This is a genomic window from Ramlibacter aquaticus (assembly GCF_015159745.1).
Classification (GTDB): Bacteria; Pseudomonadota; Gammaproteobacteria; order Burkholderiales; family Burkholderiaceae_C; genus Ramlibacter; species Ramlibacter aquaticus.
This window is the reverse complement of sequence record NZ_JADDOJ010000033.1, coordinates 17,317-43,149: the sequence shown is the minus strand read 5'-3', so window position 1 is coordinate 43,149 and position 25,833 is coordinate 17,317. Positions and strand designations below refer to the sequence as shown.

Sequence of the window (25,833 nt, the reverse complement as noted above, 5' to 3'; positions counted from 1 at the left end):
TCTCCACCCTGCCCCCGGCGGGCCCCGCCGCCACGCCGGCCCCGGTCGCCCGGCTGACGCTGCCGGTCGCGGTGCCGGCCCGGGTTCACCAGGGCCTGGCGGGCCGCGTGAGCCTGCAGGCCAAGCCCCGGGTGACGGGCTGGGACCACGTGGCGGTCGCGCCGGCACCGGCCTGGGTCGGCGTGGTCAGCCTGCGCTGAACGCCGGCGCGGGCCCGGCTAGAAGCGCTCGTCCGGCGCCAGGTAGCGCCACTGGCCCTGGGGCAGGTTGCCCAGCATCACCTGGCCGATGCGGATGCGCTTGAGGCCCACCACCTGCAGCCCGACCAGCTCGCACATGCGGCGGATCTGCCGCTTGCGGCCTTCCTGCAGCACGAAGCGAAGTTGCTCGGGGTTCTGCCAGTCCACGCGGGCGGGCCGCAGCTCACGCCCATCCAGCGAGAGCCCGTGGCGCAGGCGGGCCAGTTCCCCGGCCGGGAAACGGGCCTGCACGTCGCGCTCCACGCCCTGCCAGGTGACGCGCACCAGGTATTCCTTCTCGACCTCGCTGTCCTCGCCGATGAGCTGGCGCGCCACGCGACCGTCCTGCGTGAGCACCAGCAGGCCGGTGGAATCGATGTCCAGCCGGCCCGCCGGCGCCAGCCCGCGCAGCTGCTGCGGCGAGAAGCGGGTCGCGCTGCGGTCCTCGCGCCAGCGGCTCGCGGCCTGCACCAGCGTGACCGCGGGCTGGTAGCCGTCCTCGGCCTGCCCGCTCACGAAACCCACCGGCTTGTGCAGCAGGATGGTGACCTGCTGGGCCTGGTGTCCCCGCGCTTGCGGGGCGATGTCGATGCGGGCCTGCGGCCCCACCTGCAGGCCCATGGTGGCCGGCTGGCCGTCCACCTGCACCCAGCCCCGGGCGATCCATTCGTCGGCCTCGCGCCGGGAGCACAGCCCCAGCTCGGCCATGCGCTTGTTGAGGCGGCTGGTGCCGGGGGCGGCCTGCGCCGGGGCGGTGCCAGCGTCGCGGGCCGACAGCGGGGACTGCGCCGGGCCGGGTCGTCGCACACCGGCGGGGGCCCGGGCGGGCCCGTTGGCCCTGGGATCCGGCGCGGGCCTGGACGGGGACGCCGGCCGGCCCTTCGCGGCGGCAGGGGCGGGAGCAGCGGCCGCGCGGCGCGGCGGCGGCGGTGCGGGCGTGCGCGCGGGCACGGACAGCACGCGGCGCGGAACTTCAGGCGGGGGCATGCGCCGATCCTACCCGCCGCACCTCGCCGCTGCGCAGCGAGGGCAGGTCCAGCACGCGCACGCCGCCGTACTCGACGCGGATGCTGCCTTGCGCCTCCAGCGCCGCCAGCGCCTCGTTCACGCGCTGGCGCGACAGGCCGACCAGGTAGGCCAGCTCCTGCTGGGTGATGCGCAGCACGTCGCCCACGCCGGGGTAGAGCACCGGGTTGACCAGGGCCGCGAGGTTGCGCGCCACGCGCAGGTCGGGGCTGGTGAGGCGGTCGATCTCGCGCGCCGCGATGAACTGCGCCAGCCGCTCGTTGAGCTGGTTCATCACGAAGCGGTTGAAGCCGATGGAGCTGTCCAGCAGCTGGTGGAAGGTGTCCACGGGCAGGCCGGCGACCACGCTCTTGCGCAGGGCCTGGATGTTGTAGCGGTAGCTCTCGCGCTTGAGCACCGTGCCCTCGCCGAACCAGCCGCCGGGCGTGAGGCCGCTGAAGGTCATGGTGCGGCCCTGCTCGCTGTCGCTGGACATCTTCAGCAAGCCTTCGACCACGCCGAACCAGTAGGTCACCGGCCGGCCGATGCGGCACACCAGGTCGCCAGGCATGGCGTCGCCCACCTTCAGGTCGGCCAGGGCCTGCTCGCGCTCCAGCGGCTTCAGCACTTTCAGCCAGGGGATGCCCGCGAGTTCCTCCGGCGCAGGGGCACGCCGGCGTTGGTGCAGGGTCAGCTCGTTCGCCATGGGAAAACCCCTTCAGGACTATCCCTAGGATTGTCATTACAAAGACAACCCGACGTCAAAGGCATTCCTAGCATTCCTTGAGTCCCCGCAAAGGGATGAGAAGCAGTTCCCGAGTTTTGCGTTCGAGGAGCCCATGGAGACGACCTTTCCGCGCCTGCTGATGAAGCACGCCGAACAGCGCCCTGGCGATGCCGCCATGCGCGAGAAGGAGTACGGCATCTGGCAGACCGTCACCTGGCAGCGCATGGCGGCCCTGGTGGAGGACATCGCCTGCGCCCTGCACGTGGCCGGGCTGCGCCGTGGCGAGCACATGGTCGTGGTGGGCACCAACCGCCCGCGCCTGTACGCCACCATGCTGGCCGCCCAGTCGCTGGGCGCCATCCCCGTCCCGCTGTACCAAGACGCGGTGGCCGCCGAGTGCGTGTTCCCGATCAACAACGCCGGCGTGCGCTTCGCCCTCGCCGAGGACCAGGAACAGGTCGACAAGCTGATCGAGGTGCGCGCCCAGTGCCCGCAACTCGAGTGCATCTTCTACGACGACCCGCGCGGCCTGCGCAACTACAGCGAGCCCGGCCTGCAGGCCCTGGACGCGCTGATCGCCGCCGGCACCGTGTTCGCGCGCGACAACCCCGATTTCTTCAAGTCCGAGGTGAACCACGGCACGGCGGACGACGTCGCCGCGATGTTCTTCACCTCTGGCACCACCGGCAACCCCAAGGGCGTGGTGCACACCCACCGCGGCCTGCTCGACCGCGCCCAGGCGGGCGCCGAGTTCGACCGCCTCACGCACCGCGAAGAGGTTCTGGCCTACCTGCCGCCGGCCTGGATCGGCCAGAACATCTTCAGCTACGCCCAGTGGCTGGCCTGCGGCTACGTGGTCAACTGCCCCGAGTCGGCGGGCACGGTGGCGATCGACCTCAAGGAGATCGGGCCCACCTACTACTTCGCGCCGCCGCGCGTGTTCGAGGGCCTGCTCACCTCGGTGATGATCCGCATGGAGGACGCCGGCTGGGTCAAGCGCACGCTGTTCCATGCCTGCATGTCGGTGGCCCGGCGCGTGGGCCCGGCCCTGCGCGACGGCAAGCCCGTCGGCGGCCTGGACCGCCTGAAGTACGCGCTGGGCGACCTGCTGGTCTACGGCCCGCTGCGCAACAACCTGGGCTTCTCGCGCGTGCGCGTGGCCTACACCGCGGGCGAGGCGATCGGCCCCGACCTGTTCACCTTCTACCGCTCCATCGGCATCAACCTCAAGCAGCTGTACGGCTCCACCGAGACCGCGGTGTTCGTGTGCCTGCAGCCCGACGACCAGGCCCGCGCCGACACCGTGGGCGTGCCGGTGCGCGGGGTGGAGATCAAGGTCGCCGAAAACGGCGAGATCTTGGTCAAGTCGCCCGGCCTGCTCAAGGAGTACTACAAGAACCCCGAGGCGACCGCCGAGGTCAAGACGGCGGACGGCTGGTACCACACCAGCGACGCCGGCTTCATCGACGCCCACGGCCACCTGAAGATCATCGACCGCGTGAAGGACGTGGGCCGCCTGCAGGGCGGGCCCAACGACGGCGCGATGTTCGCGCCCAAGTACGTGGAGAACAAGCTCAAGTTCTTCCCCTACATCAAGGAGGCGGTGGCCTACGGCGACCGGCGCGACAAGGTCTGCGCCATGGTCAACATCGACTTCGACGCGGTGGGCAACTGGGCCGAGCGCCGCAACCTGCCCTACGCCGGCTACACCGACCTCGCGGCCAAGCCCGAGGTGGCCGAGCTGATCAAGGGCTGCGTGGAGAAGGTCAACGCCGACCTCGCCGCCGACGAGCTGCTGGCCGGCTCGCAGGTCAGCCGCTTCCTGGTGCTGCACAAGGAGCTGGACGCCGACGACGGCGAGCTCACGCGCACCAACAAGGTCCGCCGCGGCTACATCGCCGGCAAGTACCAGCCGCTGGTGGATGCGCTCTACGAGGGCAAGCCGGAGCAGTACATCGAGACCCAGGTGAAGTTCGAGGACGGCCGCACCGGCAGCGTGAGCGCCACGCTGAAGATCGTGGACGCCCAGGTCTTCCCGCCGCTGAGGGCCGCCGCATGAACATGATGACCGAGGCCGCCCTGCTGGACGGCGCCGCGCCCCGCGGGCCGGAACGCCGCTTCGGCGACGTGATCCTGGACGTGCAGAACATCTCGCTCGCCTTCGGCGGCGTGAAGGCGCTGACCGACATCTCGTTCAACGTCCGCGAGCACGAGATCCGCGCCATCATCGGCCCGAACGGCGCCGGCAAGAGCTCCATGCTCAACTGCATCAACGGCGTCTACCAGCCGCAGCAGGGCACCATCGCGTTCCGCGGCAAGACCTTCAGCCACATGAACAGCCACCAGGTGGCGCAGATGGGCGTGGCGCGCACCTTCCAGAACCTGGCCCTGTTCAAGGGCATGAGCGTGCTGGACAACATCATGACCGGCCGCAACCTGCGGATCAAAAGCAACCTGTTCCTGCAGGCGCTGCGCATCGGACCGGCCGAGCGCGAGGAGATCCGGCACCGCGAGTTCGTCGAGCACATCATCGACTTCCTGGAGATCCAGGCCTTCCGCAAGACGCCCGTGGGCCAGCTGCCCTACGGCCTGCAGAAGCGCGTGGACCTGGGCCGCGCGCTCGCGATGGAGCCGCAGGTGCTGCTGCTGGACGAGCCCATGGCCGGCATGAACGTCGAGGAAAAGCAGGACATGTGCCGCTTCATCCTGGACGTGAACGACGAATTCGGCACCACGGTGGTCCTGATCGAGCACGACATGGGCGTGGTGATGGACATCAGCGACCGCGTCGTGGTGCTGGACTACGGCAAGAAGATCGGCGACGGCACCCCCGACGAGGTGCGCAACAACCCCGACGTGATCAACGCCTACCTGGGGACTTCTCACTGATGGGCTTCTTCCTCGAGACCCTGACCGGCGGCCTGATGGCCGGCATGCTCTATTCGCTGGTGGCGCTGGGCTTCGTGCTCATCTACAAGGCCTCGGGCGTGTTCAACTTCGCGCAGGGCGCGATGGTGCTGTTCGCGGCGCTGGCGATGGCCCGCTTCGCCGAATGGCTGCCCGGCTGGACCGGCATCCAGAACAAGGTCGCCACCGACCTGATGGCCTTCGTGATCGCCGGCGCGATCATGTTCGTGGTCGCCTGGCTGGTGGAACGCCTGGTGCTGCGCCACCTGGTGAACCAGGAGGGCGCCACGCTGCTGATGGCGACGCTGGGCATCGCCTACTTCCTCGAGGGTGCGGGCCAGGGCCTGTTCGGCAACAGCATCTACAAGATCGACATCGGCATGCCCAAGGACCCGATCTTCGTGCTGGAGAACATGTTCCAGGGCGGGATCCTGGTCAACAAGGAAGACCTCTACGCCGCGCTCATCGCAGCGGTGCTGGTGGCCCTGCTCTCGGTGTTCTTCCAGAAGACCGGCACCGGCCGCGCGCTGCGCGCGGTGGCCGACGACCACCAGGCCGCGCAGTCCATCGGCATCCCGCTGGCGCGCATCTGGGTCATCGTGTGGTGCGTGGCCGGCGTGGTGGCGCTGGTGGCCGGGATGATCTGGGGCAGCAAGCTGGGCGTGCAGTTCTCGCTCGCCACCGTGGCGCTGCGCGCGCTGCCAGTGGTGATCCTGGGCGGGCTGACCTCGGTGCCGGGCGCCATCATCGGCGGGCTCATCATCGGCGTGGGCGAGAAGCTCTCCGAGGTCTACATCGGCCCCCTGGTCGGTGGCGGCATCGAGATCTGGTTCGCCTACGTGCTGGCCCTGGGTTTCCTTCTCGTGCGGCCGCAGGGGCTGTTCGGCGAGAAGATCATCGACCGCGTGTGAGGACGCCATGATCTACCGCGAAAACGGCCAGTTCAAGACCAGCTACCGCGCCGACCAGCAGATCTTCCCGATCCTGCAGGACCGCATCGTCATCGCCCTGCTGCTGGTCGCCGCCTTCGCGGTGGTGCCGCTGCTGGCGAGCGACTATGTCTTCCGCGCCATCCTGATCCCCTTCCTGATCATGTCGCTGGCGGCCCTGGGGGTGAACATCCTGGTCGGCTACTGCGGCCAGATCTCGCTGGGCTCGGGCGCCTTCATGGCGGTGGGGGCCTACGGCGCCTACAACTTCTTCGTGCGCGTGCCCAACATGCCGCTGGTGCCCGCGCTGCTGCTGGGCGGGCTGTGCGCCACCTTCTTCGGCATCCTGTTCGGCCTGCCCAGCCTGCGCGTGAAGGGCCTGTACCTGGCCGTCGCCACGCTGGCGGCGCAGTTCTTCGCCGACTGGATGTTCCTGCGCATCAAGTGGTTCGTGAACGACGAACCCTCGGGCTCGGTGTCCGTGAGCGACCTGCAGGTCTTCGGCCTGCCGGTCGAGAGCGCCGTCTCCACGTACTGGTTCTGCCTGGCCATCCTGTGCGTGATTGCGCTGCTGGCCAAGAACCTGGTGCGCAGCGCGATCGGCCGCGAATGGATGGCCATCCGCGACATGGACGTGGCGGCGGCCGTGATCGGCATCCGGCCGGTCTACGCCAAGCTCACCGCCTTCGCCGTCAGCTCCTTCATCGTCGGCGTGGCCGGCGCGCTCTGGGCCTTCATCTACCTGGGCGCCTGGGAGCCGGCGGCGTTCTCGGTCGACGTGAGCTTCCGCCTGCTGTTCATGGTGATCATCGGCGGGCTGGGGTCCATCACGGGCGGCTTCTTCGGCGCCGCCTTCATCGTGGTGCTGCCCATCTTCCTGAACCAGTTCCTGCCCGCCGCCGCCGCCATGGCCGGGCTTTCGGTTTCCACCGCCGGCGTCTCGCACGCCGAGCTCATGGTGTTCGGCGCGCTGATCGTCTGGTTCCTGGTCGTGGAGCCGCACGGACTCGCCAAACTCTGGTCCACCGGGAAGCAGAAGCTGCGCCTGTGGCCCTTCCCGCACTGATCGCAGTGACACGCTTCATCCAAGATTTTTCCAACAGGAGACGCACATGAGACTTCGCAGTTTGATCCTCGCGGCAGCGGCCCTGGCGGCCGGCGCCTCGTCGCTGGTCTCCACCAGCGCGTTCGCGCAGGCCAAGGAGCAGTTCTTCCCGCTGCTGTCCTACCGCACCGGCCCCTACGCGCCCAACGGCACGCCCTGGGCCAACGGCAAGCAGGACTACCTGAAGATGATCAACGCCCGCGACGGCGGCGTGAACGGCGTCAAGCTGACCTGGGAAGAGTGCGAGACCGGCTACGCCACCGACCGCGGCGTGGAGTGCTACGAACGCTTGAAGAGCCGCCCGGGCGTCACCCTGATCGACCCGCAGGCCACCGGCATCACCTTCGCGCTGACCGAGAAGGCCCCGGTCGACAAGATCCCGCTGCTGACGCTGGGCTACGGCCTGTCGGTTTCGCAGGACGGCAACGCCTTCAAGTGGAACTTCCCGCTCATGGGCAGCTACTGGACCGCGGCCGACGTGCTGATCCAGGCGATCGGCAAGCGCGAAGGCGGCCTGGACAAGCTCAAGGGCAAGAAGATCGCCCTGGTCTACCACGACTCGCCCTTCGGCAAGGAACCCATCCCGCTGCTGCAGGAGCGCCAGCGCATGCACGGCTTCCAGCTCGACCTGATCCCGGTCACGGCGCCCGGCGTGGAGCAGAAGGCCGCCTGGCTGCAGGTGCGCCAGCTGCGTCCGGACTACGTGCTGCTGTGGGGCTGGGGCGTGATGAACTCCACCGCCCTGAAGGAAGCCCAGGCCACCGGCTACCCGCGCGACAAGATGTACGGCGTGTGGTGGGCGGGTGCCGAGCCCGACGTGAAGGACGTGGGCGAAGGCGCCAAGGGCTACAACGCGCTGAACCTGAACACCTCGGGCACCCAGCCCAAGGTGATCCAGGACATCCTGAAGTACGTGCACGACAAGGGCCAGGGCACCGGGCCCAAGGACGAAGTCGGCTCCGTGCTCTACACCCGTGGTGTGATCATCCAGATGCTGGGCATCGAAGCCGTGCGCCGCGCGCAGGAGCGCTTCGGCAAGGGCAAGGTCATGACCGGCGAGCAGGTGCGCTGGGGCCTGGAGAACCTGGCGCTGGACCAGAAGAAGCTGGACGCGCTGGGCTTCGCCGGCGTGATGCGGCCGCTGTCCACCAGCTGCGCCGACCACATGGGTTCGACCTGGGTGCGCGTGGAGACCTGGGACGGCAAGAAGTGGAACTTCAGCTCCGACTTCATGCAGGCCGACGAGCAGATCATCAAGCCCATGGTCAAGGCCGGTGCCGACAAGTACCTGGCCGACAAGAAGATGCAGCGCCGTCCGGCCAGCGACTGCAGCTCCTGAGCGTGTGATGCGCCCGGGTGCCGGCACGGGCCGGCCCCGGGCCCCAGGCGGTGGCTCCCCGGAGCCGCCAAACGCAAGGCCCGCGCCTTGCGTTTGGTGAAGGCAGATCCCATGGACAACAGCGTCGTTCTCAACGTCAACGGCATCGAGGTCATCTACAACCACGTGATCCTGGTGCTCAAGGGCGTGTCCCTGCAGGTGCGCGAGGGCAGCATCGTGGCGCTGATGGGCGGCAACGGCGCCGGCAAGACCACCACCCTGCGCGCGATCTCCAACCTGCTGGCGGGCGAGCGCGGCGCCGTGACCAAGGGCTCCATCGAGCTGCGCGGCGAACGCATCGAGAACCTGACGCCCGCCGACCTGGTGCAGCGCGGCGTGGTGCAGGTGATGGAGGGCCGGCACTGCTTCGCCCACCTCACCATCGAGGAGAACCTGCTCACCGGGGCCTACACGCGCCACAGCCGCGCCGAGGTCGCGGCCAACCTGGAGAAGGTCTACAACTACTTCCCCCGGCTGAAGACGCGGCGCGGCTCGCAGGCCGCCTACACATCGGGCGGCGAGCAGCAGATGTGCGCCATCGGCCGCGCGCTCATGGCCAGCCCCAGCATCGTGCTGCTGGACGAACCCTCCATGGGCCTGGCGCCGCAGATCGTGGAGGAGGTCTTCTCCATCGTGAAGGACCTGAACAGCCGCGAACGCGTCACCTTCCTGCTCGCCGAGCAGAACACCAACATGGCGCTGCGCTACTCCGACTACGGCTACATCCTGGAGAGCGGGCGCGTGGTGATGGACGGCCCCGCCGCCGACCTGGCCAGCAACGAGGACGTCAAGGAGTTCTACCTGGGCGTGGGTGGCGGCGAGCGCAAAAGTTTCCGTGAAGTCAAGAGCTACCGCCGGCGCAAGCGCTGGCTCGCCTGAAGCAAGGGATTGCAGGATGTCTGAGTTTCTGGACGCGCTCGAAACGCGCGATACGGCCGCGCGCGAAGCCGCGTTGATGGCGGCCCTGCCGCGGCAGGTGGCGCATGCCCAGGCGAATGCGCCCGCGCTGGCCCGCATCCTGGCCGGCGTGGACGCCGCCGCCATCACCAGCCGCGAGGCCCTGGCCCGGCTGCCGGTGACGCGCAAGCACGAACTGCTGGACCTGCAGCGTGCGTCGCGCGCGAGCGACCCCTTCGGCGGCTTCGCCGCCATCCGGCGCGGCGCGGCCATGCGCCGCGCCTACGCCTCGCCCGGGCCGATCTACGAGCCCGAGGGCATGGCCGCCGACTGGTGGCGCTGCGCGCGCGCGCTCTACGCCGCCGGCTTCCGCGAGGGCGACCTGGTGCACAACGCCTTCAGCTACCACATGACGCCGGGCGCCTTCATCATGGAATCGGGCGCGTTCGCGATCGGCTGCACCGTGTTCCCGGCCGGCGTGGGCCAGACCGAGCAGCAGCTGCAGGCCATCGCCGAGCTGCGGCCCACGGCCTACACCGGCACGCCCAGCTTCCTGCGCATCCTGGTGGAGAAGGCCCAGGAGAGCGGCACCGACATCGGCAGCCTGAAGAAGGCCCTGACCGGGGGCGAGGCCCTGCCGCCCACGCTGCGCGACTGGTTCGCCGGCCACGGCCTGGCGGTCTACCAGAGCTATGCGACCGCCGACCTGGGCCTGATCGCCTACGAGACGGCGGCCCGCGAGGGCCTGGTGGTGGACGAAGGCGTCATCCTGGAGATCGTGCGGCCCGGCACCGGCGAGCCGGTGGCCCCGGGCGAGGTCGGCGAGGTGGTGGTCACCGCGCTCAACCCCGACTACCCGCTGGTGCGCTTCGGCACGGGCGATCTCTCGGCCGTGCTGCCGGGGCCCTGCCCCACCGGCCGCACCAACATGCGCATCCGCGGCTGGCTGGGCCGCGCCGACCAGACCACCAAGATCCGCGGCATGTTCGTGCACCCCAGCCAGGTGGCCGACATCGTGCGGCGCTTTCCCGAGGTGCAGCGCGCGCGCCTGGTGGTCTCGGGCGAGATGGCCAACGACGTGATGACGCTGCGGGTGGAGGCCGGCACGCAGGCGCAGGGCCTGCGCGAACGCATCGCCGAGGCGATCCGCGACGTCACCAAGCTGCGCGGCGAGGTCGAGGTGCTGGCGCCCGGCAGCCTGCCGAACGACGGCAAGGTGATCGAGGACGCGCGCAGCTACAAGTAGCGGGCGGCGGCAAGGGGGCAAGCGCGGGCGCGCGGGGCGCCCCGGTCACCCTGCGGCAAAATCGGCGGGCAGCTTCCGCCGATCACGGTGGAAAGCGGCACATCCAGGAGACGATGATGACGAAGTACCCCACCCGCCGCGGCGCCCTGCAAGGCCTGGCCGCCCTGGCCGCCACGGCGGCCGTTCCCGCATTCGCGCAATCGGCCTGGCCCAGCAAGCCGGTGCGCATCATCGTGCCCTTCGCGGCCGGTGGCACCACCGACATCCTGGCCCGCGCGGTCGCGCCCGAGCTGGGCAAGGCCTTCGGCCAGAGCTTCATCGTCGACAACCGGCCCGGGGCCGGCGGCAACGTGGGCGCCGAGATCGTGGCCCATGCCCCGGCAGACGGCTACACCCTGCTCATGGGCACCGTGGGCACGCACGGGATCAACCGCGCGCTGTACGCGAAGCTCCCCTACGACCCCATCAAGGACTTCGCGCCCATCACCATGGTGGCCGGCGTGCCCAACGTGATGGAGATGCAGACCGAGAAGGCCAAGGCCCTGGGCATCAACAACGTCAAGGACTTCATCGCCTACGCCAAGGCGCACCCGGGCAAGCTGAACATGGCGTCCAGCGGCAACGGCACCTCCATCCACCTGGCGGGCGAGCTGTTCAAGGCCCGCACCGGCACCTACCTGGTCCACTTCCCGTACAAGGGCTCGGGCCCGGCGCTGGTGGACATGGTGGGCGGCACGATGGACGTGATGTTCGACAACCTGCCGTCCTCCCTGGCACTGATCAAGGCCGGCCGGCTCAAGGCCTTGGCCGTCACCAGCAAGGAACGCTCCACCGCCCTGCCCGACGTGCCCACCATCGAGGAAGCCGCCGGCCTCAAGGGCTTCGACGCCACCTCCTGGTTCGGCCTGCTGGCCCCCGCCGGCACGCCGGCCGACATCGTCAACCGCATCCAGCACGAGGTGGCCAAGTCGCTGAACACCCCGGCGGTGAAGGACAAGCTGGTGGCCCAGGGCGCCATCCCCAGCGGCAACACCCCGGCCGAGTTCGCCAAGCTGATCGCCGACGAGCACAAGAAGTGGGCCGAGGTGGTGAAGGTCTCGGGCGCGAAGGTCGACTGACGCGGGCCCGGAGCGCCCTGCACCGGGGCCCGCCCGCTGCGCGGCGGCGGCGGGTGGCGTCCCGGGCGCCCCGCGAGCTTCAGCGTGCCGTGGCCAGCCGCCGCGGCAGCCCCAGGCGCCCGCCCGCGCGGCGGAACAGCCAGGTGGCGATGCTCACGTTCATCAGGTTGAAGGCGATGCCGTTGATGAACGCGGCATGGTAGGAGCCGGTGAGGTCGAACACCTTGCCCGACATCCAGCCGCCCAGCGCCATCCCGATCAGCGTGCCGAAGATGATGGTGCCCACCCGCGCGCCGGCCTCGTCGGCCGGGAAGTGCTCGCGCACGATGAGCGCGTAGGAAGGCACGATGCCGCCCTGGAACAGGCCGAACAGCGCGGAGATCACGTACAGCGGCACCAGCCCGTCGAAGGGCAGGAAGAGGAACAGGGCCACGCCCTGCAGCACGCCACCCAGCAGCAGGGTGCGCAGGCCGCCGATGCGGTCGGAGATCCAGCCCGAGGCCAGCCGGCTCACGATGCCGCAGCCCAGCATCAGGGACAGCATGGTGGCGCCCTGCGCGGCGCCATAGCCCAGGTCGGTGCAATAGGCCACGATGTGCACCTGGGGCATGGACATGGCCACGCAACAGCCGATGCCGGCCACGAAGAGCGCCAGTTGCGCCTGCCCGGGCGCCAGGCCGAAGGGCCGGCTGCCGGGCGCGACGGCCGGGCGCCCCGGCGCGGACGGCGCCGCGGTCGCCAGCGGCGGACGCTGGCGCAGCCGCAGGCTGAGCAGCAGCATCGCCAGCCCGCCGGCCAGGCCCAGGGCCATGTAGGTCGGCCGCCAGCCGAAGTGCGCCACGCCCCATTGCACCAGCGGCGGCCACAGCGCGCCCGCGGTGTAGTTGCCGCTCGCGCAGATCGCGACGGCGAGGCCACGGCGGCGCATCCACCACAGCGAGGTGTCCGCCATCAGCGGCACGAAGCCGCTCGCGGCCGCCAGCAGGCCGATGAGCAAGCCGTGCGCCAGCCCGAACCAGAGCATGGAAGGCGCCAGCGCCGCCCCCACGTAGCCCGCCGCCATGCCCAGGGCGCCGAGCTGGATCACCCGGGCCAGGCCGAAGCGGTCGGCCCAGCGGCCGCACAGCATGCCGCCCACGCCGAAGCCCAGCATGGTCAGGGTGTAGGGCAGCGAAGCACCCGCGCGGTCGACGCCGAAGTCGGCCTGGATCGAGGGCAGGACCACCGCCAGCACGTACATGCCGCTGCTGGCGATGGTGCCCACCGCCAGCGCGGCGGCCAGGCGCCAGGCGGCGTGGCGGGAATCGATGAGGGAGGGGTCGGCCGGTGCGTTGTCCATCACCGGAAGATGCTAGCGGCAGGCCCGCCGGGACGCACCCGGACTTACACGCCCCAGACGATCTCCGCGCCGGCCTTCTCGCAGCGCCGCAGCATGTCCATGAAGGGCAGCGCGCGCTGGCGCAGCGAAATGCCGGCGAACTGCGGCGGCACCTCGCCGCGGGCCTTGGCCTCGGCGACGGCGGCCTTCTGCTCGGACTCCTCGCGGGCGATGGCGGCTTCCAGGGCGGCCAGCCCGCCAAGCATCTGCTCGGGCAGGATGATGCCCTTCTCGCCCGGGTCCTTGCCCATGATCTCCAGCACACGGCGGCCGTTCGGCTCCAGCATGATGAGGTCGCCGGCGGCCTTGGACTTGAACTTGTAGAGCATCAGCGGGTGGCGGCGCCGGGAAGGTCCCGGTACATGTAGTCGCGGTTGTAGGGATACAGCGATTGTGCGCCCCGCATCGCGCCCGTGGAAAGCTTGCCGTCGGGCCGCGCCGCCAGCACCTGGTGCAGGGCGATCCAGCCCTGCTCGAAGCACATCGCGCAGCCCGCCAGGTAGAGGCGGTAGGCCCGCAGCACGCGCTCGGCGCCAGCCGCGTCGCCCGTGCTCTCCAGCACCCGCCGCGCCTCGTCCAGCTGCGACTCCAGCGCGTCGGACCAGGCCCAGAGCGTGCGCGCGTAGTGCGGGCGCAGGTTCTCCACGTCCGTCATCTCCAGCCCGGCGAGCGCCATGTCGCGCAGCACGTGGCTGATGTGCAGCAGCTCGCCGCCCGGGAAGATGTACTTCTCGATGAACTCGCCCATGCCGGCGCCCAGCTGGCCCGGCTTGGTGCCGCCCGCGGTGATGCCGTGGTTCATGATGAGCCCGCCCGGCTTGAGCAGCGACTGCACCTTGGCGAAGTAGGCCGGCATCTGGGCCTGGCCCACGTGCTCGAACATGCCGACGGAGGCGATCTTGTCGTACAGGCCCTCGCCCGCCAGGTCGCGGTAGTCGCGCAGCTCCATGCGCACCCGCCCGGCGAGGCCGCGCTCGGCGATCAGCTGGTTCACGTGGGCGTGCTGGTTCTTCGACAGGGTGATGCCGGTGGCGTCCACCCCGTAGTGCTCGGCCGCCCACAGCAGCAGGCCGCCCCAGCCGGCGCCGATGTCCAGGAATTTCTCGCCCGGGCGCAGCGCCAGCTTGCGGCAGATGTGGTCCAGCTTGGCCTCCTGGGCCTGCGCCAGCGAGAACTGCGGCTCGCGGAAGTACGCGCAGGAATACACCCGCCGCGGGTCCAGCCAGAGCGCGTAGAAATCGTCCGAGACGTCGTAGTGGAACTGGATCTGCTGCGCATCCTTCAGCGGGGTGTGCAGGGCCAGCGAGCGGGCCCGGCGCACGACCTGCGTCCACCAGTTCGTGTCGCTTTCCACCGGGTGCCCGGGCAGCAGCTGCACCGCGACGGCCATGATGTCGCGCATGCTGCCCTCCAGCACCACGCGGTCCTCCACGTAGTCCTCGGCCAGCCTGCCGACCTGGCCCGAGGCCAGGGTGGCCAGGCTGGACCAGTCGCGGAAGGTGACCCGGACGTCGGACTGGGCCCGTCCCAGGCGCTGGCCGCCCGGCAGGAACACGGCCACGGACGGGGTGAGGACGTCCAGTTGCGACTGGACCCGGGACAGCAGCATTTCCATCCGGAAATTCTGGGTGGACCCAAGCTGGGCCGTCAACTGGACGGCCTGTAGGACGTGGCCGGCAGTTCCCGTCTCCTGCGTGTCGGCGCAGCGCGCTGGGACAGCTGCGAGATTGACAGGGATTGCTTCAAGCCTAAACTATTCACACCCATCTTTTCCCGAGGACATGGCATGGACATGGAGGCGCGCGCGCACAGCGAGCACCCCGAGGCATTGCGCCTGTGGCTGCGGCTGCTCACCTGCACGCAGCTGATCGAGAAGCAGGTGCGCAGCCGGCTGCGCGAGCAGTTCGACACCACGCTGCCGCGCTTCGACCTGATGGCCCAGCTGGAGCGTGCGCCGCAGGGCCTGAAGATGAGCGAGCTCTCGCGCCGCATGATGGTGACCGGCGGGAACATCACCGGCATCACCGACCAGCTGGTCGCCGAGGGCCTGGTGGACCGCGTGGCGGTGGCCGGCGACCGCCGGGCCTACCGGGTGCGGCTCACCCCGCGCGGCCGCCGCGCCTTCGCCGAGATGGCAGCACGGCACGAGGCCTGGATCGTCGAGGCGCTGGGCGGCCTGGGCGAGCGCGACATCGCCACCCTGTACCGGCTGCTGGGCAAGCTCAAGACGCATGCGCGCGGGGTCCAGGCGCCCAACGAGGCCCCGTCGTGAACGCAGCGTCCGCCCAGGTCGATCGCTTCGTCCACGACCGGCTGCCGCCGCGCGCCGCCTGGCCGCAGTTCCGCTACGAGCGGCCCGAGCTCCAGCTGCCGGGGCAGGTCAACCTGGTGCAGGCCCTGCTGGACCAGGCCCTGGCACGCGCCGGGGCCGGCCGGCCGCTGCTGCGCTCGGCCCAGCGCGAGCTCAGCCATGCGCAGGTGGACGAGCAGGTGGACCGCATCTGCCGCGTGCTGGTCGAGGACCTGGGCCTGGTGCCGGGCAACCGCGTGCTGCTGCGCGGCGGCAACTCCATCGCCATGGCGCTGGCCTGGCTGGCCGTGGTCAAGGCCGGGCTGGTGGCCGTCGCCACCATGCCCCTGCTGCGCGCCCGCGAGCTGGGCGAGATCATCGACAAGGCGCAGCCGGCCGCGGCCCTGTGCGACGCGCGGCTGCTGGAGGACCTGGAGGCGGCGCGCCAGGGCCGGCCGGTGCTGCGGACGGTGCTGGCCTTCAACACGGACGCGGCCGGCTCGCTGGCCGCGCGGACGGCGGCCAAGACCGGCGGCTTCAGCGCCTGCCCCACGGCGGCCGACGACATCGCCATGCTGGCCTTCACCTCGGGCACCACCGGCAAGCCCAAGGCCGCCGTGCATTCGCACCGAGACATCCTCGCGGCCTGCGAGACCTGGCCGCGCCACGTGCTGCGCGCCACGCCCGAGGACATCGTGGTCGGCTCGCCGCCACTGGCCTTCACCTTCGGCCTGGGCGGCCTGCTGGTGTTCCCGCTGTGGGCCGGCTGCAGCGTGTACTTCCCCGACGCGCCCTACACGCCGGAGACCCTGGTGCGCACCATCGACGCCGTGGGCGCCACCGTCTGCTACACCGCGCCCACCTTCTACCGCCAGATGGCGCCCTTCGCGCGCACCCTGGGCGTGGGCCGGCTGCGCACCTGCGTGAGCGCGGGCGAGGGCCTGCCGGATGCGACGCGCCAGCTGTGGCGCGAGGCCAGCGGCATCGAGATGACGGACGGCATAGGCGCGACCGAGATGTTCCACATCTTCATCTCGTCCGCGCCCGGTGCGGTGCGGCCCGGCGCCATCGGGCAGGTGGTGCCGGGCTACACCGCGCGGGTGGTGGACGACGAGGGCCACGAGCTGCCGCGCGGCACCCTGGGCAAGCTGGCGGTGGTCGGCCCTACGGGCTGCCGCTACCTGGACGACGCCCGCCAGGCGAGCTACGTGCGGCAGGGCTGGAACCACCCCGGCGACGCCTTCATCCAGGACGCCGACGGCTACTTCTTCTACCAGGCCCGGGCCGACGACATGATCATCACGGCGGGCTACAACGTCGGCGGCCCCGAGGTCGAGGACGTGCTCATGCGGCACCCGGCGGTGGCCGAGTGCGGCGTGATCGGCAAGCCCGACGAGGAGCGCGGGATGATCGTCAAGGCCTTCTGCGTGCTGCGGCCGGGCTTCAGCGGCGACGAGGCCCTGGTGCGGGCGCTGCAGGAGCACGTCAAGGCCACCATCGCGCCCTACAAGTACCCGCGCGAGGTCGCCTTCGTGGCCGCGCTGCCGCGCACCGAGACCGGCAAGCTGCAGCGCTTCCGGCTGCGCGAGCTCTGACGCGGGCGGCCGCGGCGGCCCGCGGGCGGGGGACATAATCGCCCCATGCCGGCCTATTCCTTCGAAGCACTGGACGCACAGGGAGACACCCGGCGCGGCGTCATGGAGGCGGACACCGCCAAGTCGGTGCGTGCCATGCTGCGCCAGCAGGCGCTGGTGCCCCTGAGCGTGACCCCGGTGGGCAGCGGCGGCCCCACCGCCGGCGCGGGCGGCGGGCTGTTCCGCCGCCAGGTGTTCGGCGGCACGGGCCTGGCCATCTGGACGCGCCAGCTGGCCGGCCTGGTCGGCTCCGGCCTGCCGCTGGAGCGGGCGCTGACGGCGCTCACCGACGAGGCCGAGGACGAGCGCCTGCGCAACCTGGTGGCCGCGCTGCGCGCCGAGGTGAACGCCGGCTCGCCTTTCGGCAAGGCCCTGGCCCGCTTCCCGCACGAGTTTCCCGAGGTCTACATCGCCGTCGTCAGCGCCGGCGAGCAGGGCGGCAACCTGGGCCGGGTGCTGGAGCGCCTCGCCGACGACCTGGAGAACCGCCAGGCCCTGCAGGCGCGCCTCATGGGCGCGGCCCTGTACCCGGCGATCGTGACCGTGGTGGCGATCGCGATCGTGCTCTTCCTGGTCTCCTACGTGGTGCCCCAGGTGGCCAGCGTGTTCGCCGGCAGCAAGCGCGCCCTGCCCTTCCTCACCACCGCCATGCTGGCCATCAGCGGCGCGGTGCGGCACTGGGGCTGGGCGGCGCTGGCGGTGCTCGTGGCGGCCGGCGTGGCGCTGCGCCTGGCACTGCGCAACCCGGCCACGCGCGAGCGCTTCGACGCCGGCTTCCTGCGCCTGCCCCTGGTGGGCCGCCTCGCGCGCGGCTACAACGCGGCGCGTTTCGCCAGCACCCTGGCCATGCTGGCCGGCGCGGGCGTGCCCATCCTGCGCGCGCTGCAGGCCGCGGCCGAGACGCTCAACAACCGGGCCATGCGCGCCGACGCGCTGGACGCGCTGGTGCTGGTGCGCGAAGGCGCGCCGCTGGCCTCGGCCATGGCGCAGAAGAAGCGCTTCCCCGGCCTGTTGCCCATGTTCGCCCGCATGGGCGAGCAGACCGGCCAGCTGCCCGAGATGCTGCAGCGCGCGGCCACGCAGCTGGGCACGGAGGTGCAGCGCCGGGCCATGCAGATGGCCACCGTGCTGGAGCCGCTGCTGATCGTGGTCATGGGCTTGGTGGTGATGCTGATCGTGCTGGCCGTGCTCCTGCCCATCATCCAGCTCAACACCTTCGCCCGCTGAATCCCCCCATGGCGACGACCCTGGACGACAAGCTGGTGGTGGCGATCTCCTCGCGCGCGCTCTTCAACTTCGAGGAAGAGAACTCGATCTTCGAGGGCGGCGACCCGCAGGCCTACATGCGCACGCAGCTGGAGCGGCTGGACGAGCCGGCCCGGCCCGGCATCGCCTTCTCGCTCATCAAGAAGCTGCTGGCCTTCAACGACACCACGACCCAGCGCGTGGAGGTGGTCATCCTCTCGCGCAACGACCCGGTCTCCGGCATGCGGGTCTTCCGCTCGGGCGAGGCCAACGCCATCCATCTGCTGCGCGGCGTGTTCACCCAGGGCAGCCCGCCCTTCCGCTACCTGCGGCCCTTGCGCGCGCACCTGTTCCTGTCCGCCAATGCCGAGGACGTGCGTGAAGCCCTGGCAGCGGGCTTCCCGGCCGCACGCGTGCTGACCGAATCCGTGCTGGCCGCGAGCCAGCACCCGCACGAGGTGCGCATCGCCTTCGACGGCGACGCGGTGCTGTTCTCCGACGAGGCCGAGCAGGTGTTCCAGGCCGAAGGCCTGGATGCCTTCCAGGCGCACGAGACACGCCATGCCTCGCGCCCGCTTCCCGACGGCCCCTTCAAGCCCTTCCTGTCCGCCCTGCACCGGCTGCAGCAGGCCGGCACGCCCGCCATGCGCCTGCGCACCGCGCTGGTCACCGCGCGCAGCGCACCGGCCCACGAGCGCGCCATCCGCACGCTGATGCACTGGGGCATCCGCGTGGACGAGGCCATGTTCCTGGGCGGGCTGCCCAAGGGCGAGTTCCTGCGCGAGTTCGAGCCGGATTTCTTCTTCGACGACCAGACGCGCCACGTCAGCCATGCGGCCGAGCACGGGGTGCCGGCCGGCCACGTGGCCGCGGGCGTCGCCAACGCCAAGCCCTGATTGGCCCTAGGATGGGCCCCTCGCCAAGGGGCTCATCCGCATGCCGTTCGCAATCCTGAACAACTGGGCGGCCATCGCGCGCCGCGTGATGGTGCTGTCCGCACCGTATTTCCGTTCCGAGGAGCGCTGGCGCGCCCGCGGCCTGCTGGCCGCGATCGTGCTGCTCAACCTGGGCGCCGTGTACATGCTGGTCCAGCTGAATGCCTGGAACCGCGTGTTCTACGACGCGCTGCAGAACAAGGACCAGGCCGTGTTCTGGCAGCAGATGCTGCGCTTCGTGCTGCTGGCCTGCGGCTACATCCTGATCGCCGTCTACAAGTTCTACATCACCCAGCTGCTGGAGCTGCGCTGGCGCGCCTGGATGACCCGCCACTACCTGGACCGCTGGCTGGGCGGCCAGGCCTTCTACCGCATGGAGCTGGCCCGCTTCGGCCGCGAGGGCGCGCCCGACAACCCGGACCAGCGCATCCAGGAAGACCTGAACCTGTTCACGACCTACAGCATCTCGCTGTCCATGGGCCTGCTGAACGCGGCGGTGACGCTGCTCAGCTTCGTGGGCATCCTGTGGTCGCTGTCGGGCGCCTTCGATTTCCACGTCGCCGGCCGCAGCTGGGAGATCCCCGGTTTCATGGTGTGGGCCGCCGTCGCGTACTGCGCCGCGGGCAGCGTGATCACGCACTACATCGGCCGACCCCAGATTCCTCTGAACTTCCAGCAGCAGCGCCTGGAGGCCGACTTCCGCCACCACATGGTGCGCGTGCGCGAGTACAGCGAAGCCATCGCCCTGGACCGGGGCGCGGCGGTGGAGCGCGGCCACCTGGAACTGCGCTTCACGCACGTGCTGGCCAACTACCTGCAACTCATCCGCAAGCAGAAGAACCTGGTCTGGTTCACCTCCTTCTTCGGCCAGGCGGCGGTGGTGTTCCCCTACATCGTGGCGGCGCCGCGCTTCTTCTCGGGCGCGATCCAGCTGGGCGAGCTGATGCAGATCGGCTCGGCCTTCGGCCAGGTCCAGGACTCGCTCTCCTGGTTCGTGGACAACTACAGCAATTTCGCCACCTGGCGCGCCACCGCCGATCGCCTGAGCAGCTTCGAGGAGAGCGTGCAGGCGGGCGAGTCGCGCGACCAGGGCGCGCAGCTCACGCAGGGCGCGGGGCTGGCGGTGCAGGACCTGTCCATCGCGCTGCCGAACGCCAGGCCGCTGCTGGCCCACGCCACCGCCCGCGCCAGCGCCGGCGACACCGTGGTGCTGCGCGGGCCCTCGGGCAGCGGCAAGTCCACGCTGCTGCGGGTGTTCGCGGGCATCTGGCCCTTCGCGCGCGGCGGCGTGGAGCGCCCGGCCGACACCATGCTGGTGCCCCAGAACCCCTACTTCCCCGACGGCCCGCTGCGCGACGCGCTGGCCTACCCCGAGCCGTCCAGCGCCTACAGCCGCGAGCAGTTGCAGGAGGCCCTGGCGCAGGCCCTGCTGCCGCAGCTCGCGCAGCGCCTGGACGACGAGGACGCGTGGACGCAGAAGCTCTCCGGCGGCGAGCGCCAGCGGCTGGCGCTGGCGCGGGTGTTCCTCAAGCGGCCGGCCTGGTGTGGCCCGAGTTCCTGGCGCAGAGCCTGCACCTGCCGGCGCCCTGCCCGGCAGAGACCGGCCTGCTGCCCAACATCCCCAATTTCGTCGGTGCGCCCGTGACCGAGCACACCGAGTGCACGAACTTCGCCCAGGGCTCCTCGCGCGTCAGCGGGATCTTCGCGCCCTCCAGCGCATCGCTGCAGGCGGCGCCCTTCAGCCAGGTCAACATCGGGCTGATGGCGTCCCCGGTGACGTCCCAGATGGCCAGCTACCTCACCCGCATGGGCGGCAGCTACAAGGGCACCGAGCTCGTCACCGTGCTGGCGGGCGGCAACGATGCGTTCATGAACATCAACGGCGTGGCCGACGCCGCGGGCGGCGGCGCGACGGCCGTCGGCGCGGCCATCACCGCCGGCTGGGACGCCACGGTGCAGAACGCCGTGGCAGCAGGCGGCGCGGCCGCCGTGCAGGCGGCCGCCACCGCCGCCGTCACCTCCATGGGCACCGCGGGCGCGCAGCTGGCCGGCCTGGTCGGCAGCCAAGTGGTGGGCAAGGGCGCGAAGTACGTGGTGGTGGTCAACTTGCCCGACATCGCCCAGACGCCCTTCGCCGCCTCGCTGGATGCCACCACGCGCGGGCTGATCAACCAGATGGTGACCACCTTCAACAGCCAGCTGGCCGCCGGCCTGCAGGGCATGCCCGGCGTGATCCTCGTGGATGCGTACACCCAGGGCCATGACCAGAACGCCAACCCCGCGCAGTACAACCTGAGCAACGTCACGGCGACGGCCTGCGACCTGGCCTCGCCGGCCAACCCGCTGGCCAGTTCGCTGGGCTGCACCGCCGCCAGCCTGGTGGCCGGCGACCCCAGCCACTACGAGTTCGCCGACACCGTCCACCCGACGCCCTATGCCCACCAGCTGCTCGCGCAGTTCGTGGCCGTGCAGATGGCCAAGGCCGGCTGGCTCTGAACCCCACGCAGGAGTAATACGACATGAAGCACATCGCCATGCACGCCTTGGCCGCCGCCGCCCTGCTCGCGGCCGGCGCCGCCCAGGCCCAGAGCGCCGGCACCTGGATGGTCCACATCGGCGCGACCACCATCGACCCGCAGGTCAGCAGCGGCAACCTCACCGCCCCCAGCCTGCCCAACACCCAGGTGGACGTGAAGAAGAACACGCAGCTTTCCGGGGGCATCGGCTACATGCTGTCCGACCAGTGGGCCGTCCAGGTGCCGCTGGCGCTGCCCTACCGCCACGACATCGTGGGCGCAGGTGCCATCGCCGGCGCCGGCAAGCTGGGCGACGTGAACGTGGTGCCCGCCACCGTGTTCGTGCAGTACTTCTTCGGCGCCCCCGGTGCCAAGGTCCGGCCCTACCTGGGCGTGGGTCCGACCTACGCCAAGAGCTACCACGAGCGCAGCACCGGCACGCTGTCGGCCCTGACCGGCGGCAACCCGACCACCTTCAGCGTCGATTCGCGCTGGGGCGTGACGGCCGAAGCCGGCGCGACCATCGCCTTCGGCGAGCGCTACTTCGTGGACCTCATGGTGGGCAAGACCCTGCTCAAGACCACCACCCACCTGTCCACCGGGCAGCAGATCACGACCAAACTGGACCCGCTGGTGCTCTCGGTCGGCGTGGGTATGAGCTTCCGCTGAGCCTGCGGCCGCCGGGGCTCAATCCCCGGCGGTCAGCACCTCGGCCCGCAACGAGTGCGGCAGGGCCTGCGTGATGGTGACGTCCACCATCTGCCCGACGAGCCGGGGCTGGCCCTTGAAGTTGACGATGCGGTTGCACTCGGTGCGGCCCATCAGTTCCGCCGGGTCCTTGCGCGAGGGCCCTTCCACCAGCAGCCGCTGCACGGTGCCCACGCGGCTCTCGCTGATGCGGCGCACGTTCTCCTCCAGCACCGCCTGCAGCCTGTAGAGGCGCTTGAGCTTGTCCGCCTGCGGCGTGTCGTCCTGCAGGTTGGCCGCCGGCGTGCCCGGGCGCGGGCTGAAGACGAAGCTGAAGCTCGCGTCGTAGCCCACGTCCTCCACCAGCTTCATCATCTTCGCGAAGTCGTCCTCGGTCTCGCCGGGGAAGCCGACGATGAAATCGCTGGACAGCGAGAGGTCCGGGCGCAAGGCGCGCAGCTTGCGCACCGTGCTCTTGTATTCCATGGCAGTGTAGCCGCGCTTCATCGCCATGAGGATGCGGTCGCTGCCGTGCTGCACCGGCAGGTGCAGGTGGTTCACCAGCTTGGGCAGCCGCCCGTAGGCCTCGATCAGGCGCGGCGTGAACTCGTTCGGGTGGCTGGTGGTGTAGCGGATGCGTTCGATGCCGGGGATGTCGGACACGTACTCCAGCAGCAGCGCGAAGTCGGCGATCTCGGCGGTGTCGCCCATGCGGCCGCGCCAGGCGTTCACGTTCTGCCCGAGCAGCGTCACCTCCTTCACGCCCTGGTCGGCCAGGCCGGCGACCTCCACCAGCACGTCGTCCAGCGGCCGCGAGACCTCTTCACCCCGGGTGTAGGGCACCACGCAGTAGCTGCAGTACTTGGAGCAGCCCTCCATGATGCTGACGAAGGCAGTGGCGCCCCCCACGCGCGCCGGTGGCAGGTGGTCGAACTTCTCGATCTCCGGAAAGCTGATGTCCACCTGCGGCCGCTTCGCCTCGCGGCGCTGGCGCAGCATCTCGGGCAGGCGGTGCAGGGTCTGCGGGCCGAACACCACGTCCACGTAGGGCGCGCGCTCGATGATCGCGGCGCCCTCCTGGCTGGCGACGCAGCCGCCCACGCCGATCAGCACGCCCTTGCTCTTGAGGTGCTTGACGCGGCCCAGGTCGCTGAACACCTTCTCCTGCGCCTTCTCGCGCACCGAGCAGGTGTTGAAGAGGATCAGGTCGGCCTGCTCCGGGTCGTCCGTGGCCTCGTAGCCTTCGGCCGCGGCCATCACGTCGGCCATCTTGTCCGAGTCGTACTCGTTCATCTGGCAGCCGAAGGTCTTGATGAAGACTTTGCGGGTCATGGTCATCGCCTCGCCGCGCTCAGGGCCGGGTGCCGAAGATCAGGGCCAGCACCTGGGCCACCTTGCGGGCCGCGTCGCTGCCCGAGCCCACCGAGGTGACCTTGGCGTATTCGTCCTCCGTGAGTATCCACACCTCGTGCACCAGGCCGGCGGCGTCGCGCCGGTAGACCACGGGCACGGTCGTGCCCGCGAGCGTGGCGGAGAGCACCACCATGTTGTTCAGGTCGCGGATGCGGGCGCCCGGCGAGAGGCGGTCGGCGGTGCCGTCCAGCTGGATCTCGGGGGCCTGGGTGACGGTCATGCGCGCGGGCTTGACGTCGACGGGGGCTTCGCGGCGCATCGTCTGCGCGGCGACGGGCAGGGACATGGCGAGGGCGGCCAGGGTGAGGCCGGCCCCGAAATGCATGCAGCGGTTCATGGTGTGGATCCAGAGGCTGATGGGCGGGCGCGCAAGGCCCGGGGGAGCCGCGATTCTACCGGGCGCCCCGCGCGGGCCCGCCAGCCCGCGCCCCACGGAACCCAGGATCAGCCCGGCAGCAGGACCTTGTCCACGACGTGGATCACGCCGTTGGACTGGTAGACGTCGGCGATGGTGACGTGCGCCATGCCACCCTTGGCGTCGGTGACGACCACGCCGTTGCCCTGCAGGGTCACGGTGAGCGTGTCGCCGCTGACGGTCTTGAGCATGGCCTTGCCACCCCCGGCCTGCACCTGGCGCATGAGCGCGGCCGCGTCCAGGCGGCCCGGCACCACGTGGTAGGTCAGCACCTTGGTCAGCATCGGCTTGTTCTCGGGCTTCAGCAGCGTGGGCACGGTGCCCGCGGGCAGCTGGTCGAAGGCGGCGTTGGTGGGCGCGAACACGGTGAAGGGACCCGGGCCCTGCAGCGTCTCGACCAGGCCGGCGGCCTTCACGGCGGCCACCAGGGTGGTGTGGTCCTTGGAGTTGACCGCGTTCTCGACGATGTTGCGGCTGGGCAGCATGGGCGCGCCGCCCACCATCTTGGTGCCGTCCATGCTGGACGCCATGGCGCTGTGGTCCATGGCCATGCCGTCATGCATGCCGCCGGACATGCCAGCACAACCGGCGACGAGGAAGGCGGCGCAGGCGGCCGTGATGAGGGAAGTCTTCATGATGCGTGTTGCTCCTTGAATGGTTCGGATCGGAACGCAGATGCGTCCTGCCTTCAATACGCAGCGATCGGCCCGCTGGATGCAGCCGCCGCGCCCGGGTTGCCCGCCATGCGCAACGCGTGCTAAGTTCCCCCGCTCCAGGGAGGCCCCATGAGCGTGAACGACCGGGTGATCAACATCGACGAGCTGGCACTCGAGCACCAGAAGCAGGGTGAGCGTTTCGAGACGCGCGCCGCGCGCGTGGGCCCGCGCGTGGGAGCGCGCGACCTGGGCTACTCCTTCGACGTGGTGCCGCCCGGCAAGACGGCCTGCCCGTTCCATTCGCACCGCGCCGAGGAGGAGATGTTCTTCATCGTGCGCGGCACCGGCCTGCTGCGCTACGGCAGCCAGACGCGCGCGATCCGGGCCGGTGACGTCATCTGCTGCCCGACCGGCGGGCCGGAGACCGCGCACCAGATCGTGAACGACTCCGACGCGCCGCTCGAGTACCTGTCCGTCAGCACCATGATGCCCGCCGAAATCTGCGAGTACCCGGATTCCGGCAAGATCGCAGCTTTCGGCGGCGGGGTCCGCCACATCGCCCGGCCCGACCAGTGCCTGGATTACTGGGACGGCGAATCGCCCCCGCCTGCCGCCCAACCTTGAAGAAGTTGTCCATGACCGAACCCACCCGACGCTCGCTGCTGGGCACCGTCACCCTGGCCGCCATGGCCGTCGCGCCGGCCGCCGCCCGCGCCGCCGAGACCAGCGGCAGCGCGAAGCCGCGCCTGCTCATCCATGTCAGCGAGAACGAGCCCGCACGCTGGAACATGGCGCTGGGCAACGCGAAGAACGCGCAGGACGAGGTGGGCGGCCCCGGCAAGATCGAGATCGAGATCGTCTCCAACGGGCCCAGCGTGCTGATGCTCAAGAACGGCACGCCCCTGGCCGAGCGCCTGGAGGAGGCCACCCGCAGCGGCGTGAAGATCGTCGCCTGCGAAAACTCCATGAAGGGGCTGAAGCTGGCCAAGTCGGAGATGCACCCCAGCGTGGGCTACGTGCCGGCGGGCATCGTCGAGCTCATGAAGAAACAGCAGGAAGGCTGGGCCTACGTCCGCCCCTGAGGCGGCCTCTCACCCGCGGGCCGGGCGGCCA

General features: G+C 70.4%; 26 protein-coding genes. 18 read left to right on the top strand and 8 right to left on the bottom strand.

Features of this window, described 5'->3' with window-relative positions:
- A partial coding sequence (locus IM725_RS10000) for a hypothetical protein (protein WP_193780442.1) occupies positions 1 to 200 on the top strand: 200 nt, incomplete at its 5' end.
- A gap of 18 nt (positions 201 to 218) precedes the next feature.
- On the opposite strand, the gene IM725_RS09995 is transcribed toward IM725_RS10000, so the two are convergent.
- Together IM725_RS09995 and IM725_RS09990 are read right to left on the bottom strand one after the other, a co-directional pair.
- Entirely contained in the window at positions 219 to 947 is a 729-nt protein-coding gene (locus IM725_RS09995) for a pseudouridine synthase (protein WP_227753727.1), read from the bottom strand.
- 265 nt (positions 948 to 1,212) lie between these two features.
- Complete coding sequence (locus tag IM725_RS09990; RefSeq protein WP_193780440.1) at positions 1,213 to 1,950, bottom strand: Crp/Fnr family transcriptional regulator; 738 nt, start codon at positions 1,948 to 1,950, stop codon at positions 1,213 to 1,215.
- 133 nt (positions 1,951 to 2,083) lie between these two features.
- On the opposite strand from IM725_RS09990, the gene IM725_RS09985 reads away from it, so the two are divergent.
- The 8 genes from IM725_RS09985 to IM725_RS09950 all read left to right on the top strand — a co-directional run bounded on the left by IM725_RS09985 (position 2,084) and on the right by IM725_RS09950 (position 11,551).
- Positions 2,084 to 4,030: an AMP-dependent synthetase/ligase gene (locus tag IM725_RS09985; RefSeq protein ID WP_193780439.1), complete on the top strand. Its 1,947-nt coding sequence runs from the start codon at positions 2,084 to 2,086 to the stop codon at positions 4,028 to 4,030.
- Positions 4,027 to 4,860: an ABC transporter ATP-binding protein gene (locus tag IM725_RS09980; protein ID WP_193780438.1), complete on the top strand. Its 834-nt coding sequence runs from the start codon at positions 4,027 to 4,029 to the stop codon at positions 4,858 to 4,860. The genes IM725_RS09985 and IM725_RS09980 overlap by 4 nt, the downstream gene beginning before the upstream one ends.
- Positions 4,860 to 5,789: a branched-chain amino acid ABC transporter permease gene (locus tag IM725_RS09975; RefSeq protein ID WP_193780437.1), complete on the top strand. Its 930-nt coding sequence runs from the start codon at positions 4,860 to 4,862 to the stop codon at positions 5,787 to 5,789. Before IM725_RS09980 ends, IM725_RS09975 begins: the two co-directional genes overlap by 1 nt.
- A gap of 7 nt (positions 5,790 to 5,796) precedes the next feature.
- Positions 5,797 to 6,873, top strand: a complete 1,077-nt coding sequence (locus IM725_RS09970) for a branched-chain amino acid ABC transporter permease (protein ID WP_193780436.1) — start codon at positions 5,797 to 5,799, stop codon at positions 6,871 to 6,873.
- Between the two features lie 46 nt (positions 6,874 to 6,919).
- Positions 6,920 to 8,251, top strand: a complete 1,332-nt coding sequence (locus IM725_RS09965; protein WP_193780435.1) for an ABC transporter substrate-binding protein — start codon at positions 6,920 to 6,922, stop codon at positions 8,249 to 8,251.
- A 111-nt stretch (positions 8,252 to 8,362) separates the two neighbouring features.
- Complete coding sequence (locus IM725_RS09960) at positions 8,363 to 9,169, top strand: ABC transporter ATP-binding protein (protein ID WP_193780434.1); 807 nt, start codon at positions 8,363 to 8,365, stop codon at positions 9,167 to 9,169.
- A gap of 16 nt (positions 9,170 to 9,185) precedes the next feature.
- Entirely contained in the window at positions 9,186 to 10,433 is a 1,248-nt protein-coding gene (locus tag IM725_RS09955) for a phenylacetate--CoA ligase family protein (protein WP_193780433.1), read from the top strand.
- A 116-nt stretch (positions 10,434 to 10,549) separates the two neighbouring features.
- On the top strand, positions 10,550 to 11,551 hold the full coding sequence (locus IM725_RS09950) for a Bug family tripartite tricarboxylate transporter substrate binding protein (protein ID WP_193780432.1): 1,002 nt from the start codon (positions 10,550 to 10,552) through the stop codon (positions 11,549 to 11,551).
- Positions 11,552 to 11,630: 79 nt separating this feature from the next.
- Here the strand turns inward: IM725_RS09950 and IM725_RS09945 are convergent, their stop codons facing one another.
- The 3 genes from IM725_RS09945 to IM725_RS09935 are packed head-to-tail and all read right to left on the bottom strand — an operon-like array spanning position 11,631 to position 14,544.
- Positions 11,631 to 12,890, bottom strand: coding sequence for an MFS transporter (locus IM725_RS09945; RefSeq protein WP_193780431.1), 1,260 nt, complete (start codon positions 12,888 to 12,890; stop codon positions 11,631 to 11,633).
- 44 nt (positions 12,891 to 12,934) lie between these two features.
- Positions 12,935 to 13,258 (bottom strand): DUF1840 domain-containing protein, encoded by a 324-nt coding sequence (locus IM725_RS09940; RefSeq protein WP_193780430.1) that lies wholly within the window; start codon positions 13,256 to 13,258, stop codon positions 12,935 to 12,937.
- Positions 13,258 to 14,544: a class I SAM-dependent methyltransferase gene (locus tag IM725_RS09935; RefSeq protein ID WP_193780429.1), complete on the bottom strand. Its 1,287-nt coding sequence runs from the start codon at positions 14,542 to 14,544 to the stop codon at positions 13,258 to 13,260. The genes IM725_RS09940 and IM725_RS09935 overlap by 1 nt, the downstream gene beginning before the upstream one ends.
- A gap of 171 nt (positions 14,545 to 14,715) precedes the next feature.
- Between IM725_RS09935 and IM725_RS09930 the strand changes: the two genes are divergently transcribed.
- Genes IM725_RS09930 through IM725_RS09900 form a run of 7 tightly spaced genes read left to right on the top strand, consistent with a single transcriptional unit; the run spans position 14,716 to position 22,218 of the window.
- On the top strand, positions 14,716 to 15,201 hold the full coding sequence (locus IM725_RS09930) for a MarR family winged helix-turn-helix transcriptional regulator (RefSeq protein ID WP_193780428.1): 486 nt from the start codon (positions 14,716 to 14,718) through the stop codon (positions 15,199 to 15,201).
- On the top strand, positions 15,198 to 16,814 hold the full coding sequence (locus IM725_RS09925) for an AMP-binding protein (protein WP_193780427.1): 1,617 nt from the start codon (positions 15,198 to 15,200) through the stop codon (positions 16,812 to 16,814). Before IM725_RS09930 ends, IM725_RS09925 begins: the two co-directional genes overlap by 4 nt.
- 45 nt (positions 16,815 to 16,859) lie before the next feature.
- The gene (gspF, locus tag IM725_RS09920) at positions 16,860 to 18,080 is read left to right on the top strand and encodes a type II secretion system inner membrane protein GspF (RefSeq protein WP_193780426.1); all 1,221 of its coding nucleotides are present in this window, start codon (positions 16,860 to 16,862) and stop codon (positions 18,078 to 18,080) included.
- A gap of 8 nt (positions 18,081 to 18,088) precedes the next feature.
- Positions 18,089 to 18,994: a 5'-nucleotidase gene (locus IM725_RS09915; RefSeq protein ID WP_193780425.1), complete on the top strand. Its 906-nt coding sequence runs from the start codon at positions 18,089 to 18,091 to the stop codon at positions 18,992 to 18,994.
- A 40-nt stretch (positions 18,995 to 19,034) separates the two neighbouring features.
- Entirely contained in the window at positions 19,035 to 20,678 is a 1,644-nt protein-coding gene (locus tag IM725_RS09910) for an ABC transporter ATP-binding protein/permease (RefSeq protein ID WP_193780424.1), read from the top strand.
- The gene (locus tag IM725_RS09905) at positions 20,576 to 21,529 is read left to right on the top strand and encodes an SGNH/GDSL hydrolase family protein (protein ID WP_193780423.1); all 954 of its coding nucleotides are present in this window, start codon (positions 20,576 to 20,578) and stop codon (positions 21,527 to 21,529) included. Before IM725_RS09910 ends, IM725_RS09905 begins: the two co-directional genes overlap by 103 nt.
- A gap of 23 nt (positions 21,530 to 21,552) precedes the next feature.
- The gene (locus IM725_RS09900) at positions 21,553 to 22,218 is read left to right on the top strand and encodes an OmpW/AlkL family protein (protein WP_193780422.1); all 666 of its coding nucleotides are present in this window, start codon (positions 21,553 to 21,555) and stop codon (positions 22,216 to 22,218) included.
- An 18-nt stretch (positions 22,219 to 22,236) separates the two neighbouring features.
- Here IM725_RS09900 and miaB read toward each other — a convergent pair whose 3' ends face one another.
- The 3 genes from miaB to IM725_RS09885 all read right to left on the bottom strand — a co-directional run bounded on the left by miaB (position 22,237) and on the right by IM725_RS09885 (position 24,627).
- Positions 22,237 to 23,568 carry a tRNA (N6-isopentenyl adenosine(37)-C2)-methylthiotransferase MiaB gene (gene miaB / locus IM725_RS09895; protein WP_193780421.1) on the bottom strand — a complete coding sequence of 444 codons (1,332 nt, stop codon included), beginning with the start codon at positions 23,566 to 23,568 and terminating at the stop codon, positions 22,237 to 22,239.
- 19 nt (positions 23,569 to 23,587) lie between these two features.
- Complete coding sequence (locus IM725_RS09890; protein WP_193780420.1) at positions 23,588 to 23,986, bottom strand: hypothetical protein; 399 nt, start codon at positions 23,984 to 23,986, stop codon at positions 23,588 to 23,590.
- A 107-nt stretch (positions 23,987 to 24,093) separates the two neighbouring features.
- Positions 24,094 to 24,627: a fasciclin domain-containing protein gene (locus IM725_RS09885; RefSeq protein ID WP_407692515.1), complete on the bottom strand. Its 534-nt coding sequence runs from the start codon at positions 24,625 to 24,627 to the stop codon at positions 24,094 to 24,096.
- 222 nt (positions 24,628 to 24,849) lie between these two features.
- On the opposite strand from IM725_RS09885, the gene IM725_RS09880 reads away from it, so the two are divergent.
- A complete protein-coding gene (locus IM725_RS09880; RefSeq protein ID WP_193780418.1) occupies positions 24,850 to 25,344 on the top strand; it encodes a cupin domain-containing protein in 495 nt (164 codons plus the stop codon).
- An 11-nt stretch (positions 25,345 to 25,355) separates the two neighbouring features.
- Positions 25,356 to 25,802, top strand: coding sequence for a DsrE family protein (locus IM725_RS09875; RefSeq protein ID WP_193780417.1), 447 nt, complete (start codon positions 25,356 to 25,358; stop codon positions 25,800 to 25,802).
- Positions 25,803 to 25,833: the final 31 nt, after the last annotated feature.

What these genes read in the sequence shown, in the direction of transcription:
- IM725_RS09995 (WP_227753727.1), bottom strand. Translation starts at nt 947, where the DNA reads ATGGCCGAGCTGGGGCTGTGCTCCCGGCGCGAGGCCGACGAATGGATC.
- IM725_RS09990 (WP_193780440.1), bottom strand. Translation starts at nt 1,950, where the DNA reads ATGGCGAACGAGCTGACCCTGCACCAACGCCGGCGTGCCCCTGCGCCG.
- IM725_RS09985 (WP_193780439.1), top strand. Translation starts at nt 2,084, where the DNA reads ATGGAGACGACCTTTCCGCGCCTGCTGATGAAGCACGCCGAACAGCGC.
- IM725_RS09980 (WP_193780438.1), top strand. Translation starts at nt 4,027, where the DNA reads ATGAACATGATGACCGAGGCCGCCCTGCTGGACGGCGCCGCGCCCCGC.
- IM725_RS09975 (WP_193780437.1), top strand. Translation starts at nt 4,860, where the DNA reads ATGGGCTTCTTCCTCGAGACCCTGACCGGCGGCCTGATGGCCGGCATG.
- IM725_RS09970 (WP_193780436.1), top strand. Translation starts at nt 5,797, where the DNA reads ATGATCTACCGCGAAAACGGCCAGTTCAAGACCAGCTACCGCGCCGAC.
- IM725_RS09965 (WP_193780435.1), top strand. Translation starts at nt 6,920, where the DNA reads ATGAGACTTCGCAGTTTGATCCTCGCGGCAGCGGCCCTGGCGGCCGGC.
- IM725_RS09960 (WP_193780434.1), top strand. Translation starts at nt 8,363, where the DNA reads ATGGACAACAGCGTCGTTCTCAACGTCAACGGCATCGAGGTCATCTAC.
- IM725_RS09955 (WP_193780433.1), top strand. Translation starts at nt 9,186, where the DNA reads ATGTCTGAGTTTCTGGACGCGCTCGAAACGCGCGATACGGCCGCGCGC.
- IM725_RS09950 (WP_193780432.1), top strand. Translation starts at nt 10,550, where the DNA reads ATGACGAAGTACCCCACCCGCCGCGGCGCCCTGCAAGGCCTGGCCGCC.
- IM725_RS09945 (WP_193780431.1), bottom strand. Translation starts at nt 12,890, where the DNA reads ATGGACAACGCACCGGCCGACCCCTCCCTCATCGATTCCCGCCACGCC.
- IM725_RS09940 (WP_193780430.1), bottom strand. Translation starts at nt 13,258, where the DNA reads ATGCTCTACAAGTTCAAGTCCAAGGCCGCCGGCGACCTCATCATGCTG.
- IM725_RS09935 (WP_193780429.1), bottom strand. Translation starts at nt 14,544, where the DNA reads ATGGAAATGCTGCTGTCCCGGGTCCAGTCGCAACTGGACGTCCTCACC.
- IM725_RS09930 (WP_193780428.1), top strand. Translation starts at nt 14,716, where the DNA reads ATGGACATGGAGGCGCGCGCGCACAGCGAGCACCCCGAGGCATTGCGC.
- gspF (WP_193780426.1), top strand. Translation starts at nt 16,860, where the DNA reads ATGCCGGCCTATTCCTTCGAAGCACTGGACGCACAGGGAGACACCCGG.
- IM725_RS09915 (WP_193780425.1), top strand. Translation starts at nt 18,089, where the DNA reads ATGGCGACGACCCTGGACGACAAGCTGGTGGTGGCGATCTCCTCGCGC.
- IM725_RS09910 (WP_193780424.1), top strand. Translation starts at nt 19,035, where the DNA reads ATGCCGTTCGCAATCCTGAACAACTGGGCGGCCATCGCGCGCCGCGTG.
- IM725_RS09900 (WP_193780422.1), top strand. Translation starts at nt 21,553, where the DNA reads ATGAAGCACATCGCCATGCACGCCTTGGCCGCCGCCGCCCTGCTCGCG.
- miaB (WP_193780421.1), bottom strand. Translation starts at nt 23,568, where the DNA reads ATGACCCGCAAAGTCTTCATCAAGACCTTCGGCTGCCAGATGAACGAG.
- IM725_RS09890 (WP_193780420.1), bottom strand. Translation starts at nt 23,986, where the DNA reads ATGAACCGCTGCATGCATTTCGGGGCCGGCCTCACCCTGGCCGCCCTC.
- IM725_RS09885 (WP_407692515.1), bottom strand. Translation starts at nt 24,627, where the DNA reads ATGCATGACGGCATGGCCATGGACCACAGCGCCATGGCGTCCAGCATG.
- IM725_RS09880 (WP_193780418.1), top strand. Translation starts at nt 24,850, where the DNA reads ATGAGCGTGAACGACCGGGTGATCAACATCGACGAGCTGGCACTCGAG.
- IM725_RS09875 (WP_193780417.1), top strand. Translation starts at nt 25,356, where the DNA reads ATGACCGAACCCACCCGACGCTCGCTGCTGGGCACCGTCACCCTGGCC.